Genomic DNA, 16405 nt, shown 5'->3' with positions numbered 1-16405 from the left:
TTTGCTGGTGGCCTCTCATGACAACCCTTGAGCCGCTTCCAGCTAGTGCAGTGATTCAAGACGCCGGGGAGACTCGGCGTCTTTTTTTCAACAGAACCAGCGCGCTGGCGTTCGCCGTGGGATTTCCCCTGAAAGTGCCCTTGCCGAGCGGGACGCAGGCTGTTAACGTCCAGACAGGCGTTTATTTTTGAGATAGCACAGGAAGTCTATGAATTCGTTGCGTTTGGAACCCATTTCTCATGTGGCCGGTGAGGTCAATTTACCCGGCTCCAAGAGTGTCTCTAACCGTGCGCTGCTGCTGGCGGCGCTGGCTCGTGGCACCACCCGTCTGACCAACCTGCTCGACAGCGATGACATTCGTCACATGCTGGCGGCGCTGACCCAGCTCGGGGTCAAGTACAAGCTCTCCGCCGACAAGACCGAGTGCACCGTGCAGGGTCTGGGCCGCAGCTTCGCGGTAAAAGAGCCGGTCAATCTGTTCCTCGGCAACGCTGGCACCGCCATGCGTCCGCTCTGCGCTGCGCTCTGTCTCGGCTCCGGTGAATATACCCTGGGCGGCGAGCCGCGCATGGAAGAGCGTCCCATCGGCCATCTGGTGGATGCCCTGCGTGAAGCGGGTGCCCATATCCAGTACCTGAAAAAAGATGGCTATCCGCCACTGGTGGTGGATGCCAAGGGGCTGTGGGGCGGCGATGTGCACGTCGATGGTTCCGTCTCCAGCCAGTTTTTGACCGCATTTTTGATGGCGGCGCCCATGGCGGCGGGTGATACACGCATTCACATCAAGGGGGAACTGGTTTCCAAACCCTACATCGACATCACCCTGCACATCATGAAGCAGTTCGGGGTGGTCATCGAGCACGACAACTACAAGCTGTTCTACATCAAGGGCAACCAGACCTATATCAGCCCGGGTGATTTGCTGGTGGAAGGGGATGCCTCCAGCGCCTCTTACTTCCTCGCAGCGGGCGCCATCAAGGGCAAGGTGCGGGTCACCGGTATCGGTAAACAGAGCATTCAGGGGGATATCCACTTCGCCGATGTGCTGGAGAAGATGGGCGCGCGCATCACTTGGGGCGATGACTTTATCGAGGCGGAGCAGGCACCGCTGCACGGAGTGGATATGGACATGAACCATATTCCCGATGCGGCTATGACCATCGCCGTTGCCGCGCTGTTTGCGAAGGGGCCAACCTCCATTCGCAATATCTACAACTGGCGGGTGAAAGAGACCGATCGTCTGCACGCCATGGCGACCGAGCTGCGCAAGCTGGGGGTCGAAGTGGAGGAGGGGCATGACTTTATCACCGTCACTCCGCCAGATCAGCTCACGCATGCGGCCATCGACACCTACAACGACCACCGTATCGCCATGTGTTTCTCGCTGGTGGCGCTATCGGATACACCGGTCACCATCAATGATCCCAAGTGCACCTCGAAGACCTTCCCGGATTACTTCGACAAGCTGGCCAGTATCAGCCAGCCTGGTTGATCACTGACAAAACCGTCTACACCGACGCTTCGGGCCCGCGCTGAGCGGGCCTTTTTGCCTTCCTCACCTGCATTGCCATTTTGCCTAGCATCATTTCAATAACTTGCAAGATTGCTATATGAAATAGTTTTGTGATTGCTGTAATTCCCTATTTACACATACGCTGTCGCGGGCTATGTTGAGATTTCCTAATCGCAGTCATCTAGCAGGAAGCCTTGTCATGCAGCATCAAACCGACGACGTTCGTATCAGTGAAATCAAAGAGTTATTACCCCCGGTTGCGGTGCTTGAGAAGTTTCCGGCTACCGAGGTGGCCTCGTCCACCGTTTTTGAATCCCGTCAGGCCATTCACAATATCCTGGCTGGCGAAGATGATCGTCTGCTGGTGGTGATTGGCCCTTGCTCCATCCACGATCCGGTTGCTGCGCTGGAGTACGGCAAGCGCCTCAAGGCGTTGCGCGACGAGCTGAAAGGTCAGCTGGAGATCGTGATGCGGGTCTACTTCGAAAAACCGCGCACCACAGTGGGCTGGAAGGGACTGATCAACGATCCGTACCTCGACAACAGCTGCAAGATCAACGACGGCCTGCGCATCGGTCGCAAGTTGCTGCTCGATCTCAACGATATGGGGCTGCCAACCGCCTCCGAGTTCCTCGACATGATCACCCCCCAATATGTGGCGGATCTGATGAGCTGGGGCGCTATCGGTGCCCGTACCACCGAATCCCAGGTTCACCGCGAGCTGGCCTCCGGTCTCTCCTGTCCGGTGGGTTTCAAGAACGGCACTGATGGCACCATCAAGGTCGCCATCGATGCCATCGGCGCCGCCAGTGCGCCGCACCACTTCCTGTCGGTCACCAAATATGGTCACTCCGCCATTGTGGCGACCAAAGGGAATCCGGATTGTCACATCATCCTGCGCGGTGGCCGTGAGCCAAACTACAGCGCGGCTCATGTCGGTGAGGTGGTTAAGGGGTTGGAGAAGGCCGGTCTGCCACAAAAGGTGATGATCGACTTTAGCCACGCCAACAGCAGCAAGCAGTTCAAGAACCAGATGGTGGTGGCCGAAGATGTAGCCGGTCAGCTGCGTGCCGGCAGCAAGGCGGTGTTTGGTGTGATGGTGGAGAGCCATCTGGTAGAAGGCCGTCAGGATCTGGTGGAAGGGTGTGAACTCACCGTCGGTCAGAGCATCACCGATGCCTGCATCGGTTGGGCCGATACCGAAGTGCTGTTGCGCAATCTGGCGGATGCCGTCGCAACCCGTAACGCCCGTTAAAGCTATCCTGGCGGCGCTGTTAATAGTCAGAGCGCCGCTTGAGTAGCAACGCGGCCGTTCGGCCAAATCGAATTCATAAAGCAAAAGCGCGACCCTCGGGTCGCGCTTTTTCATATGTTAAGTCGATTACCAGCGGTAGGTTTTCAGCAGCGCCTCCAGTTTCTGGCACTGCTCTACCAGCTGAATGCTGGCGAGGTTGGCGGCGTGCGCCTGACCCAGGGTGTCGTTGGAGGTATTTCGAATATCGCTCACCGAGCTGTCTACCTCATGGCAGACCCTGTCCTGCTCTTCGGCCGACTGGGCCATCTGGGCGTTGAGGTCGTTGATACGGGCGATGCGCTCGATGATGTTCTGCATGGCTGCCAGGGTCGCTTCGGTCTTGCTGATGCTTTCATCGGCTTTGCTTTTTGCATCCCCGATCACCGTAACTGCGCTCTGGGCCTCATTTTGCAGGGCAGTGATCATCTGGGAGATCTCTTCGCTGGCGGCGCGGCTGCGGTTGGAGAGGGCCCGCACTTCATCGGCTACTACCGCAAAGCCACGGCCTTGCTCACCTGCCCGCGCCGCTTCAATGGCGGCGTTGAGGGCCAGTAAATTGGTCTGGTCGGCGATCCCCTTGATCACCTCGAGCACACCGTCAACCGCCAGGCAGCGGCTGTCGAGTTGCTGGATCACCTGATCCACCCGATCAATCTCTGCCGACATCTCGCCCATATCGGTGATGGAGTGCTGGGCGAGGCGGCTGGTGTCGGCAGCATCCTGATTGGTGAGGGCTGAGAGTTCGGCGCTGTGGCGGGCATGTTCGCGCACTTCATGAGAGCTGGCGGCCAGCTCGCTCACGGCGGTGGCGACCTGGGTGGTCATCCCCTCTTGCTGGCGGGCCGAGTTTTCGGTCTGGGTTGCAACCTGGCGGATCTGGCTCGACTCCTGATAGAGCTGGTGAGTGGCCCCTTCTACTTCTTGCAGGCTGTGGCGGAATCCCTGCACCATATCATTGACGGCGCGGGTCATCTGACCCAGTTCATCCCGGCTGTGATTGACCAGGGGAAGGGCGAGGTTACGCTCCTTGGCCATCTGGATCATGGTGAGCTGCAGCTGGCGCAAGGGGTGTTTTACATAACGCTGCAACACCCACCAGAGCAAGCCGAAGCCGAGGCTGAAGACGGCGGCCAGGCTGCCGCTCAGGATCAGGTTGTTGTGGTGGATCTCGCCAAAGGTGTGGCTGAGGTCATAACTGATCCGCACTGCGCCCATCACGGTCCCCTCATTGACCTGGTGACAGGTGAGGCACTGGGTACCGCGATACTCCGGATAGGCCTTGAACGGCTTGATCAGGGTGAGCCGGTTACCCTGCTGCTGCAAAATGGCCTCCCCCTGATTGATGGCACGCTCATCGAGACCATCTTGTACTTGCTGGTCGGGGTGACCCGGGCCAAACAGATTGCTGACGGCCGGCGCGCGCACCAGACGGGCTTCAACGATGCCCGCTTCACTCTGGAGCTTGGTCTGCACTATCTGCCGGTTAGCCATGCCACCGGTCATCATCAGCACGTTTACCTGATCCATATAAGTGTTGGCGATGCTCTCAACCTTCTCCTCTGCCAGCCGGATAGCGAGATCCCGTTGCAGCCAGGCGGAGAGTTCGAAGCAGAGGCCAAAGGTGGTGCTGATGACCAGCGCAAGAGGGAGGAATATTTTCCAGTTCAAGGAGAGGTTATGCATTTTAGGCCAGTTCCATGCGCTTGGTGTTGTTATGTGATCCCGTATCATCTTGATCGTAGAAGAAGAAATGGCGGGAGACAGTTCTCTATCGGCACACAATAACCACTCTTGAGTAAATAATCTGTTAAGCAGATCGGTAATGTAGGTTGCCAGAATGACCTTGGTGTGGGGAGTGGCTTCCCGGATTGATCCAGAACAAATATCTGGTAACGATAATCGTTATCATTGTCATTATTTGCTGAATAGTGACCACCATGAATCTGACCCCTTCGATGATCGGCATCGCCTCGCCGGACCCCCTCAAGTTTGCCTTTAGCGCCAAGACTTCGGCTCACGCCAGTCGGGGAGGGATGCGTCCTTTCCCGCTGGATGAGGCTGGCTGGCAGAGCTGGTGGCAGCGAGAGAGTGAAGCTGAGGAGCGTGCCCTCTACATCCACATTCCGTTTTGTCGCAAGCGCTGCAGTTTCTGTAATTTCTTTGAAAATGGCGCTAATCCGGCGCGGATCAACCGCTATGTCAACGCTTTGTGCGCCTCCCTTGGGCAGGCGGCTGACACCCCGCTGGCGCAGAGCATGCCGTTTTCAGCCGTCTATGTGGGGGGCGGTACGCCGACCGACATGAGCGCCGATGAATTGGCCATGCTGGCAGCCGTGATCCGCCGTTTTCCGCTGGCAGCAGATGCCGAGGTAACGCTGGAGGGACGCCTTAATGGCTTTGATGATGAGAAGTGGCAGGCGGCCCTGGCGGGGGGCTTCAACCGTTTCTCGTTCGGGGTGCAGAGCTTTGATACCAAGGTCCGCCAGCAGGCCGCCCGTTTCGATGACAGGGAGACACTGCTGACCCGCCTTGGCGAGCTGACCCGGGATGATGCGGCTGTGATCGTGGCGGATCTCATCTTCGGTCTGCCCGGTCAGGATGAGGCCGTGTGGCAGCAGGATATCCGCGATGTGATGGCGAGCGGTGTGCACGGGGTCGACCTCTACCAGCTCATCGCCATGCAGGGCACCAATCTGGAGCGGGCGCAGGAGAAGGGTACCCTGGATTGGCTCGCCGATGGCCAGCAGCGGGCAACCATGTATGCCTATGGCGGGGAGCAACTGGAAGCCCACGGTTGGGAGCGTCTCTCTTGCAGTCACTGGCGGCGCAGCCCGGCCGAGCAGAGCCGTTATAACCAGATGGCCAAGCGTGGTGCGGAGATCCTCCCCTTTGGCGCGGGGGCTGGTGGGTGCATTCTTGGTCACGGCCTCATGTATGGGCGGGATCTGGCCCCCTGGCACGACGCGCTGGCCAGTGGCAAGCGGGCGCCCGGGATGGTGATGGGACGCAATCCCAATGCAAGGATGGACGGTCTGCTGCGTGGCGCCCTCGACAGTGGCGTGCTGGCGCTGGATCGTCTGCCAGCGCTTTTGTTGACCCATCTGATGCCGCTCTTTGCCGCCTGGCAGCAGCACGGGCTGGCCGAGATCGAGAGCGAACGGTTGCACCTCACCCTCGCTGGACGCTTCTGGAACGTCAATATGCAGGCTGGCCTGTTCGAGTTCTTGCAGCTCAATCCACTCGATGGTTCTGCGCCGCCCAGCCAGGGTAGCGCCGCGGTGCGCCATTCGCTGGTCTGAGCCCGAGCGGAGCATTTGCACGGAGCACTTGCACGACTCCGTGCGATCCATAACGAAAGAGGGAGCCTTGCAGGCTCCCTCTTTGGGCTTGGCAGTTAGGGCTGCGCACGAGCTTACTCGTCGCTGCTCTCCTGATAGCTGTCGCGCATTGCTTTGGGCAGGCGGCGCATCGGGGTAAATCCGACATCCTCGCCTACCACTTCCCGTTTGCGAGCTGGGGCTGGTTTTTTGCTGCCATCGCTCTTGGCTTTGCCCTTGCCCGCGGCTGGCTTGCCCTTGGCATTGCTGCTCTTGGCGTTGGCATGGCCGCGAGCCCGAGGCGGGTTCTGCACCGGCTTGCTGCCCGGCAGAGTCTGGCGACTTGGTTTGCCGCTTGGCTCATACCCTTCCAGGATCTCCACGGTCAGGGATTGGCCGATCAGGGCTTCGATAGCCTTGAGCTGACCCAGCTCGTCCTGGCTGACCAGCGAGATGGCCTCGCCACCGCGACCGGCACGCCCGGTACGGCCGATACGGTGGATGTAATCCTCCGCCATCTGGGGCAGTTCGAAGTTGATCACATGGGGCAGTTGATCGATATCGAGACCGCGGGCGGCGATATCGGTTGCTACCAGCACTCGCACCTCGCCACTGCGAAAATCGGCCAGCGCCCGGTTGCGGGCACCCTGGCTCTTGTCACCGTGGATCGCCACCGTATTGAGGCCATCTTTTTGCATCTGCTGGGCGAGGCGGTCGGCAATCTGCTTGGTGCGCACAAACACCAGCACCCGCTGCCAGTTGCCACGGCCAATCATGTGAGAGAGCAGCTCGCGGCGCCGTTCCCGATCCACCTGAATGATGCGCTGGGTCACCTGTTCGGCGGCAGTATTGCTGGGGTCCACCTCGATCAGGGTGGGGTCGTTCAGCAGATCATCCGCCAGCGCCTTGATGTCGTTTGAGAAGGTGGCAGAGAAGAGCAGGGTTTGCCGCTCTGCAGGCAGCGCCTTCATGATGCGGCGAATGTCGACGATAAAGCCCATGTCGAGCATGCGATCCGCTTCATCCAGCACCAGCACTTCCAGCTGACTCAGGGTCAGGGCTCCCTGGGTCAGCAGATCCAGCAGACGGCCCGGGGTGGCCACCAGAATGTCCACCCCCAGTTTGATGGCGTCCAGATTGGGCTTGATGCTGACACCACCATAGGCGATCAGCGTCTTGAACGGCAGGTGGTGGGCATACTTGATGATGCTCTCGCCCACCTGTGCCGCCAGTTCGCGGGTCGGGGTCAGTACCAGTGCGCGCACCTGACGACGGCCACGGCCGTGGTTGGCCAGCAGACGCTGCAACATCGGCAGGGTGAAACCGGCCGTTTTGCCTGTGCCTGTCTGGGCGCCGCCGAGCACATCCTGACCAGCCAGAATGGCCGGAATCGCTTGCTGCTGGATGGGGGTTGGCTGTTCGTAACCCAGCTCCTTGACGGCCCGCAAAATATGCGGAGACAGACCCAGTTCGTTGAATGACATGTTCGAGAGAAACTCCTCTGGTGAGCCTTAGGCTCAGCGGAAGACTGGCGCAGGTGCCAGCCACAAGATAGAAATGATAACGGGGGCGTAATATAGCAAAAGAGCGGCCGATGCGCAGTAGCTGTCGCATCGGCTGCTCAATCGGGTCGGTTCAGGTTATCAGAGCAGGTCGCGGATGGGGGCGACCAGGCTCTCCGGCTTGGTGGTGGGAGCAAAGCGGTCAACCACCTTGCCATCACGGTCGATCAGGAATTTGGTGAAGTTCCACTTGACGTTCTCCAGCCCCAGCAGCCCGGGTTTCTCCTTCTTGAGCCACTGATAGAGCGGGTGGGCCTGCTCGCCGTTGACATCGCATTTGGCCATGATAGGGAAGGTGACCGGGTAGTCGAGGGAGCAGAAACGGGCGATCTCGTCGGCATCCCCCGGCTCCTGCTGGCCAAACTGATTGCAGGGAAAACCGAGGATCACCAACCCCGCTGGCCCCAGCTCACGATAGAGGGCTTCCAGCCCCTCATACTGGGGAGTAAAGCCACAGCGGCTGGCCACATTGACCACCAGGATCACCTTGTCGGCCAGCTGGGTCAGTGGGTAAGGGGTTCCATCCAGTTGTTGCAGTGTCAGATCGGGCAGGGCCATCACATTATCCTTCTGTTGATTGCACGTTTATGGGTTATAAGCCGGTTGATGACAAACCGCATCATCTGGCCTGGAGAGAGGGTCGGCAAATCCGTTGATGCCAAGGTATCGCTCGAATCTACTCACCACAAGCATCGTTTTGGGAGTCCGTCGCCAATGGGGGACGGCTCACACTTTCAGGCTCTGTTACGTCCCGGCTGAGGGCGGGATCACATTCGGCAGATAAAAAGAAGCTGGCGTTGGCTGGATTGGGTATTGATGGTGGGACTTCTCAAGAGAAGCAAACCGGTTTGTGACTTTGCCGGTAAGTCGCTACAAAGCGCCCTCTTTCCACTTATTGTGAGCCAATCTTGGACTATCAAGCTGTCATGGATGCTATCTACACCCACGGGTGGGCGATAGTGGACGATTTTCTCACCGCCCCCGAGGTGGATGCCCTCAAGGCCTGTCTGCCAAGCGAGTGGCAACCCGCCGGGATCGGCCGTGACGCCCTGCATCAGGGTAATCCCGATATTCGCCGTGACCAGATCCACTGGCTGGAGCCCTCTCTCGGTGCGCCTGTGGCTGACTATCTGGCCCGGATGGAGGCGCTGCGTCTTGCCGCCAACCGGATGTTGATGTTGGGCCTGTTTGACTACGAGGCTCACTTCGCCCGCTATCGCAGCGGGGATTTTTACGCCACCCATCGGGATGCCTTTGCCGGCCGCTCCAACCGCCGTCTTACCACCGTGTTTTACCTCAACAACGACTGGTTGCCCGAAGCGGGTGGGCTGCTGCGCATCTATGACGACAAGGAGCAGTTTCTGATGGATGTGAGCCCCAAGGGGGGGCGGCTGGTTATCTTCCTCTCCGAGGAGTTTCCCCACGAGGTGCTGCCTGCCAACCGCGAGCGCTACAGCATCGCCGGCTGGTTTCGGGTCAATGGTCACGGCATGGGGCGGGTGGATCCCCCGCGTTGAGCCATTTCTGACAGGGTTGCGCAGATTGGACGGCCTTTTTCGTCGCAAGATATGGCTGGAGGGGCCCCATCAGCTGACAAGGGTTGATCTCCCTTGCTACACTGGCGCGCACTTATCTTCGTATCTGGCTTCGTCCGGTTTTAATGCGATTGGGTTTTAAATGGTGATGGCGAAGCCGCTTCTCCCAAGGGATCACATCTAATGAAGAACATGCATGTCTTGCTGCTGTGCGGCGGCGGTGGCTCCGAGCACGAGGTTTCTCTGCGCAGCGCCAATTTCCTCGAGCAACAACTGGGCCTTCTGCCCGGTGTCGAAGTGACCCGCGTCGAGATGTTCGCCGATCGCTGGCTCAGTGCCGATGGCCGCGAGTGCAAGCTGGGGCTCGACAAGCTGCTTTCGTTTGACAGCGTGGCCCGTCCGGTGGATTACGTGGTGCCCTGCATCCACGGCTACCCGGGTGAGACCGGCGATCTGCAATCCTTCCTCGAACTGGCCGGATTGCCTTACCTCGGTTGCGATGCCGAGGCGAGCAAGATCTGCTTCAACAAGATCAGCACCAAACTGTGGCTCTCCGCCATCGGCATTCCCAACACCCCGTACCTGTTCCTGACCGAGCAAAATGAGGCGGCGCTGGCCGAGGCCAAAGCCGCGCTGGCCAAGTGGGGCAAGGTCTTTATCAAGGCGGCCTCCCAGGGCTCTTCCGTTGGCTGCTACTCTGCCAGCAACGAAACAGATCTGGTGAAGGGCATTGCCGATGCCTTCGGTTACTCCGAACAGGTTCTGATCGAAAAAGCGGTCAAGCCGCGCGAGCTGGAAGTGGCGGTTTACCAGTATGGTGACGAGCTGGTGGCGACGTATCCGGGCGAGATCTGCGTGCCGCAGGACAAGTTCTACACCTATGAAGAGAAATACAGCAGCGCCAGCCATACCGAGACCGCACTGCGTGCTGAGGGGCTGACCCAGGCGCAGGCCGATGCGATCCACGAGTATGCCCTCAAGGCGTTCCGTCAGCTGAAACTGACTCATCTCTCGCGCATCGACTTCTTCCTGACCGAGGAGGGGGAGATCCTGCTGAATGAAATCAACACCTTCCCGGGCATGACCTCCATCTCCATGTTCCCGAAACTGCTGGAGCATCACGGTCACCGCTTCGCCGACTACCTTGAGCAGATCCTGCGCAAGGCCAGCTAAGCGGGTCGCTCTCGCTGACGGGTGTGAATACCGTGCCAATAAAAATCCCCGCCAATCGGCGGGGATTTTTTTATATCGGCTTGAACGAGGCGACTGCTTGCCTGCGAGGTGCGGCGCCCGGTTGTGGTTCAAGAGAACAGGTTATGGCTTAATGCCCTCGACCCGTACCTGCAGGCTCCCTTGCGCCAGGGTGGTGACGAGCTCGTCGCCACATTTGACCTGATCGGCACGGCTGATGACTTCGCCGCGCGCAGTGCGGGTGATGGAGTAGCCGCGACCCAGAGTAGCGAGCGGGCTCACCCCATCGAGGCGGGCGGTGAGCATGGCGAGGCGGTGACTGGCAAGGTCTTGCCGCTTGGCAATCAGGGCATAGAGCCGCTCCTCGGCCAGCTGGTGGCGGCGCTTGCCAGCTGCCAATAGGCGCTCCGGGCTCTTGCCCTGCAGGCGCAGCTCAAGGTTGGTGAGGCGCCGCTCTCCCTGATGCAGCCGCTGGCGCAATAGCTGCTGCAAACGGGTGGAGAGCTCGTCGAGGCGCTGGGATTGTTGTTCCAGCCGCCGCTTCGGATCCTGATGATCGAGCCGCTTTTGCAGCAGGATGAAATCGTGGCGGGCGGCGGTCTGCTGGCGGCTCATCGCCTGCAGCAGTCGCTGCTTGAGGTGAACCAGACGCTGGGTACGGGCGCTTTGATCCGGCGCCACCAGCTCGGCGGCAGCCGACGGGGTAGGGGCGCGCAAGTCGGCGGCAAAGTCGCTGATGGTGACATCCACCTCATGGCCCACCGCGCTCACCACAGGTATGGCGGAGTGGGCAATGGCGCGGGCCACCGCCTCTTCGTTAAAGCACCAGAGATCTTCAAGCGACCCGCCACCACGGCCAACGATCAGCACATCCACCTCGGCGCGCTGGTTCGCTTTGGCGATCGCCGCGACGATCTGGCTGATGGCGGCGCTCCCCTGTACCTGAGTCGGGTAGATAAAGAGCGGCAGATCCGGCGCGCGCCGTTTAAGCACCGTCAGCATGTCGTGCAGGGCGGCACCGGTGGCGGAGGTGATAAGGCCCACCGCCCGTGGTTCACGGGGCAGCGGTCGCTTGCGGCTCTCGTCAAACAGCCCCTCGGCACCAAGGCGGCGCTTGAGCTCTTCAAAGCGCAGGGCCAATACGCCGTCGCCTGCAGGCTGCATCGACTCGATGATCAGCTGGTAGTCGCCGCGCGGCTCATAGAGAGAGACCCGCGCCTGCACCAGCACCTGCATGCCATCCTGCGGGCGGAAGGCCACCCGCCGGTTGTTGCCCTTGAACATGGCGCAGCGCACCTGCGCCGACATGTCCTTGAGGGAGAAGTACCAGTGGCCGGAGCTTGGCATCGCCAGATTGGAGAGCTCGCCGCTCAGCCACACCAGCCCCAGATCTTGCTCCAGGATCATGCGCACGGCGCTGTTGAGGCGGGTGACGGTAAAGACCTGCTGCTCGCGGCCGCTCGCCGCACTGGATGGGGTAAATCGGTTCAAGGGCGTACCTGTGGTCTGCTCCGGCGGGGCCGGGATAAAACAATGGCCGCTATCTTAACCCGAAACAGGGGGTGGGCGCTAAGCAGGAGGCGTCAGCAGCAGAAAAGCAAGATTGGAAACGCTGCCGTTTATCCGGGCAGGCAGTATGGCTCCCGATAAAAGCCCTCACGCTTGCCCGCATCTGGCCGCGTTGCGGCTTGTCTCAATGTCGTTGATATTTTATGTGTCGCTGATATTCACGACGCCACCATCTTGACCAGCGTTCACTCGCCCCCTGCTTGGAGTAGCTTATGAATCCCTCAACCCACTTAAGTTTGACGACCCGTTTGCTGCACTGGTCGGTTGCCTTGATGATGATTGGCCTGACCCTTGTGGGTTATCTGATGGTTAAATTTGAAATATGGGATCTCTATGCGCTGCATAAATCTCTGGGGGTGATTGCACTGATCTTGATCCTGCCCCGCGCCATTATCCGCCTTGTTAAAGGGTGGCCTGAGCCTGTGCGTCAATATCCTGTTTACGAGGCATTGGCAGCCAGGGCGATCCACTGGGGGTTGCTGATTTCAACGCTGCTTATTCCGGTGTCCGGTCTCTGTTATTCCGCAGCGGCTGGCCGAGGTGTCGCGATATTTGGCTGGTCTATTATTCCGATGAATCCAGATATCCATAATCCTGCCAATGTGATTCCATTCAGTGAATCCGTTCGGGATATTGCTCACACAGTCCATATTTATTCGCCATATATCATGCTGGCATTTTTGCTGGTGCACATTGTCGGGGCGTTGAAACATCATCTGCTGGATAAAGATAATACCTTGCTGCGGATGGTGGGGCGAAAATAATAAAGAGAGGTACCCCTTGTTGTGCCGGGAAATATATATTGCCAGCGGGTGAAATTTATTATCCAGACCGAGCAAAGGAGATTGAGAAGAGAATGATACCGGTGCGAGTGGTCGCCGCGAGGGCAAGAGACAATACAAGGACACAAGACAAGGGGAGGGTGGTCAGAGGCCGCTTGCCCCCTGAGCCCCTGTCGATCATCCCGTTGCATGGGGGTTGCGCTGCGTCGGCACCTACCGGTTTTGCATAAATCACCGGTTAGCCAACTCTTTTGCCCCGAAATGGCGCTTTTCGTACTGATAATCTTGGTTTTTTGGCGTTTTGGCCGCCTAAAAGAGGGCTATGCCATAAAAAATTCAAAAAACTTCTTTACCAGTGACCAATGCGTGAGTAAACTTCGTCGGCAATATTTTACACCCCCACTTCCTCAACGGTGAGATATTGCCATGCTCAGGATTGCCAAAGAAGCGTTAACCTTCGACGATGTACTGTTGGTTCCCGCCCACTCCGATGTTCTTCCCAATACTGCCGATCTGCGTACCAAGCTGACCTCCGCCATCAGCTTGAACATCCCGATGATCTCCGCTGCCATGGACACAGTGACCGAAGCCCGTCTGGCTATCGCACTGGCCCAGGAAGGCGGTATCGGCTTTATCCACAAGAACATGTCCATCGAGCAGCAGGCTGCCGAAGTGCGCAAGGTCAAGAAGTACGAAAGCGGCGTGGTCACCGACCCCGTCACCGTGCGCCCCGATATGACCATCGCCCAAATCAAGGAGCTGAGCCACAAGAATGGCTTCGCCGGTTACCCCGTGGTGACTGACGGCAATCAGCTGGTCGGTATCATCACCGGCCGTGACGTGCGCTTCGTGATTGACCTCTCCCAGACCGTTGAACAGATCATGACCCAGAAAGATCGTCTGGTCACCGTGCGTGAAGGGGCCCCTCGTGAAGAGGTGGTTGCCCTGATGCAAAAGCACCGTATCGAAAAAGTGCTGGTGGTGAACGCCGACTTCAAACTCAAGGGCATGATCACCGTTAAAGATTTCCAGAAAGCCGAGCGCAAGCCCCACGCCTGTAAAGATGACAAGGGTCGTCTGCGGGTCGGAGCAGCGGTCGGTGCCGGTGCAGGTAACGAAGAGCGCGTCGCTGCGCTGGTGGAAGCCGGTGTTGACGTATTGCTGATCGACTCCTCCCACGGTCACTCCCAGGGCGTGCTGGATCGCATCAAGGCCACTCGCGATGCCTATCCGGATCTGCAGATCATCGGTGGCAACGTGGCGACCGCCGCGGGCGCCAAGGCGCTGGCTGCTGCCGGTGTCAATGCGGTCAAGGTCGGTATCGGCCCGGGCTCCATCTGTACTACCCGTATCGTGACCGGCGTGGGTGTGCCCCAGATCACTGCCATCTCCGACGCTGTTGACGCGCTGGAAGGCACCGGTATTCCGGTGATTGCCGATGGCGGTATCCGCTTCTCCGGCGACATCGCCAAGGCCATTGCCGCGGGCGCCAGCTGCGTCATGGTAGGTTCCATGTTCGCCGGTACTGAAGAAGCGCCGGGCGAGATCGAGCTCTATCAGGGTCGCTCCTTCAAATCCTACCGTGGTATGGGTTCCCTCGGCGCCATGTCCAAAGGCTCCAGCGACCGCTACTTCCAGACCGACAACGCCGCCGACAAGCTGGTGCCGGAAGGCATCGAAGGTCGCGTGCCGTACAAGGGGCGCCTCAAAGAGATCATCCATCAGCAGATGGGCGGCCTGCGCTCCTCCATGGGCCTGACCGGCAGCGCCACCATCGACGACATGCGCACCAAAGCTGAGTTCGTGCGCATCTCCGGCGCCGGGATGAAAGAGTCCCACGTCCACGATGTGACCATTACCAAAGAAGCCCCCAACTATCGGATGGGCTGATAAAACGGGGCCCTGCGCCCCGTTTTTCCACCCTTTTTTTATCCCGTGCCCTTTGTGACAACATCAGCCTGATGCAGGAATAAAATGACTAAAGACATTCACCAGCACCGTATCCTTATCCTCGACTTCGGTTCCCAGTACACCCAGCTGATCGCCCGCCGTGTGCGCGAAATCGGCGTCTACTGCGAACTGTGGGCCTGGGACGTAACCGAAGAGCAGATCCGCGAATTCAATCCGAGCGGCATCATCCTCTCCGGCGGCCCCGAGTCCGTCACCGAAGCGGGCAGCCCCCGTGCCCCCGAGTATGTATTCAACGCCGGCGTGCCAGTGTTCGGCATCTGCTACGGCATGCAGACCATGGCCGAGCAGCTGGGTGGCAAGGTGCAATCCTCCACCGAGCGTGAATTCGGTTACGCCAAGGTGGAAGTGCTGGGCGAAGCTGGCAAGAGCAGTGCGCTGCTGCGCAACATCGAAGATGCCATCGCCGACAACGGCAATGCCCTGCTGGATGTCTGGATGAGCCACGGTGACAAGGTCACCACCATTCCGGCTGACTTCACCACCATCGCCCAGACCCCGACCTGCCCCCACGCGGCCATGGCCAATGAAGCCAAGCGCTTCTACGGCGTGCAGTTCCACCCGGAAGTGACCCACACCCGTCAGGGTGCCCGCATGCTGGAGCACTTCGTAAAAGACATCTGCGGCTGCGAATGCCTCTGGACCCCGGCCACCATCATCGACGACGCCGTTGCCCGCATCCGCGAGCAGGTGGGTGACGATGAAGTGATCCTCGGCCTCTCCGGCGGTGTCGACTCCTCCGTGGTCGCCATGCTGGTGCACCGCGCCATCGGCGATCGCCTGACCTGCGTCTTCGTCGACAACGGTCTGCTGCGTCTGAACGAAGGCGAGCAGGTGATGGAGATGTTTGGTGACCACTTTGGTCTGAACATCATCAAGGTTGAAGCCGAAGAGCGCTTCCTCTCTGCCCTGGCCGGTGTTGACGAGCCGGAAGCCAAGCGCAAGATCATCGGCCGCGTCTTCGTCGAAGTGTTTGATGATGAAGCGAAAAAGCTGAAAAACGCCAAGTGGCTGGCGCAAGGCACCATCTATCCGGACGTTATCGAATCCGCTGCCAGCAAGACCGGCAAGGCCCACGTCATCAAGTCTCACCACAACGTCGGCGGCCTGCCGGAAGAGATGAAGATGGGTCTGGTCGAGCCGCTGCGCGAACTGTTCAAAGACGAAGTGCGCCGCGTTGGTCTGGAGCTGGGTCTGCCCTACGACATGCTCTACCGTCACCCCTTCCCGGGCCCGGGTCTGGGCGTGCGTGTCCTTGGCGAAGTGAAGAAAGAGTACTGCGATATTCTGCGCCGCGCCGATGCGGTCTTTATCGAAGAGCTGCGCAAAGCCGACCTCTACAACCAGGTCAGCCAGGCGTTCGCCGTGTTCCTGCCGGTGCGCTCCGTTGGCGTGATGGGCGATGGTCGCAAATATGACTGGGTGATTGCGCTTCGCGCCGTCGAAACCATCGACTTTATGACCGCCCACTGGGCTCACCTGCCGTACGACTTCCTCGGTCACGTATCGAACCGCATCATCAACGAGATCAATGGTATCTCCCGCGTGGTGTACGACGTTTCCGGCAAGCCGCCCGCAACTATCGAGTGGGAATAAGCGGCTCGCGCCCTTCTATCCTTCGAGCATAAAAATGCAAAAAGACGCCCTTGAGGCGTCTCAGATTGCTGAAGAACC

The 16405-nt window shown here is 59.3% G+C and carries 12 protein-coding genes; 8 read left to right on the top strand and 4 right to left on the bottom strand.

Going from position 1 to position 16405, the window contains the following annotated elements; translation table 11 throughout:
- Positions 1-208 precede the first annotated feature (208 nt).
- Positions 209-1492 (top strand): 3-phosphoshikimate 1-carboxyvinyltransferase, encoded by a 1284-nt coding sequence (aroA, locus tag BN1117_RS14300; protein WP_040098424.1) that lies wholly within the window; start codon positions 209-211, stop codon positions 1490-1492.
- A 220-nt stretch (positions 1493-1712) separates the two neighbouring features.
- A complete protein-coding gene (gene aroG, locus BN1117_RS14295; RefSeq protein ID WP_040098423.1) occupies positions 1713-2768 on the top strand; it encodes a 3-deoxy-7-phosphoheptulonate synthase AroG in 1056 nt (351 codons plus the stop codon).
- 126 nt (positions 2769-2894) lie between these two features.
- On the opposite strand, the gene BN1117_RS14290 is transcribed toward aroG, so the two are convergent.
- Complete coding sequence (locus BN1117_RS14290; RefSeq protein ID WP_040098421.1) at positions 2895-4490, bottom strand: methyl-accepting chemotaxis protein; 1596 nt, start codon at positions 4488-4490, stop codon at positions 2895-2897.
- A 254-nt stretch (positions 4491-4744) separates the two neighbouring features.
- Between BN1117_RS14290 and hutW the strand changes: the two genes are divergently transcribed.
- Positions 4745-6106, top strand: a complete 1362-nt coding sequence (gene hutW / locus BN1117_RS14285) for a heme anaerobic degradation radical SAM methyltransferase ChuW/HutW (RefSeq protein ID WP_040098419.1) — start codon at positions 4745-4747, stop codon at positions 6104-6106.
- 113 nt (positions 6107-6219) lie between these two features.
- On the opposite strand, the gene BN1117_RS14280 is transcribed toward hutW, so the two are convergent.
- Together BN1117_RS14280 and BN1117_RS14275 are read right to left on the bottom strand one after the other, a co-directional pair.
- Positions 6220-7608, bottom strand: coding sequence for a DEAD/DEAH box helicase (locus tag BN1117_RS14280; RefSeq protein ID WP_040098417.1), 1389 nt, complete (start codon positions 7606-7608; stop codon positions 6220-6222).
- Positions 7609-7767: 159 nt separating this feature from the next.
- The gene (locus BN1117_RS14275; RefSeq protein ID WP_040098416.1) at positions 7768-8244 is read right to left on the bottom strand and encodes a glutathione peroxidase; all 477 of its coding nucleotides are present in this window, start codon (positions 8242-8244) and stop codon (positions 7768-7770) included.
- Positions 8245-8594: 350 nt separating this feature from the next.
- Between BN1117_RS14275 and BN1117_RS14270 the strand changes: the two genes are divergently transcribed.
- Both BN1117_RS14270 and BN1117_RS14265 read left to right on the top strand, forming a co-directional pair.
- Positions 8595-9203 carry a 2OG-Fe(II) oxygenase gene (locus BN1117_RS14270; protein ID WP_040098414.1) on the top strand — a complete coding sequence of 203 codons (609 nt, stop codon included), beginning with the start codon at positions 8595-8597 and terminating at the stop codon, positions 9201-9203.
- A 201-nt stretch (positions 9204-9404) separates the two neighbouring features.
- Positions 9405-10394 (top strand): D-alanine--D-alanine ligase, encoded by a 990-nt coding sequence (locus tag BN1117_RS14265; RefSeq protein ID WP_040098412.1) that lies wholly within the window; start codon positions 9405-9407, stop codon positions 10392-10394.
- Positions 10395-10535: 141 nt separating this feature from the next.
- Here BN1117_RS14265 and xseA read toward each other — a convergent pair whose 3' ends face one another.
- Positions 10536-11903, bottom strand: a complete 1368-nt coding sequence (gene xseA / locus BN1117_RS14260) for an exodeoxyribonuclease VII large subunit (protein WP_040098410.1) — start codon at positions 11901-11903, stop codon at positions 10536-10538.
- Positions 11904-12193: 290 nt separating this feature from the next.
- Between xseA and BN1117_RS14255 the strand changes: the two genes are divergently transcribed.
- The 3 genes from BN1117_RS14255 (at position 12194) to guaA (ending at position 16327) form a co-directional block, all read left to right on the top strand.
- Positions 12194-12745 (top strand): cytochrome b, encoded by a 552-nt coding sequence (locus tag BN1117_RS14255; protein WP_040098408.1) that lies wholly within the window; start codon positions 12194-12196, stop codon positions 12743-12745.
- 444 nt (positions 12746-13189) lie between these two features.
- A complete protein-coding gene (guaB, locus tag BN1117_RS14250) occupies positions 13190-14653 on the top strand; it encodes an IMP dehydrogenase (protein WP_040098406.1) in 1464 nt (487 codons plus the stop codon).
- An 84-nt stretch (positions 14654-14737) separates the two neighbouring features.
- Entirely contained in the window at positions 14738-16327 is a 1590-nt protein-coding gene (gene guaA / locus BN1117_RS14245; protein ID WP_040066364.1) for a glutamine-hydrolyzing GMP synthase, read from the top strand.
- Positions 16328-16405 lie beyond the last annotated feature (78 nt).

It is taken from the genome of Aeromonas australiensis (genome assembly GCF_000819725.1).
GTDB classification, from domain to species: domain Bacteria; phylum Pseudomonadota; class Gammaproteobacteria; order Enterobacterales; family Aeromonadaceae; genus Aeromonas; species Aeromonas australiensis.
The sequence above is the reverse complement of the archived record's forward strand: the minus strand, read 5'-3'. Positions and strand labels throughout refer to the sequence as shown.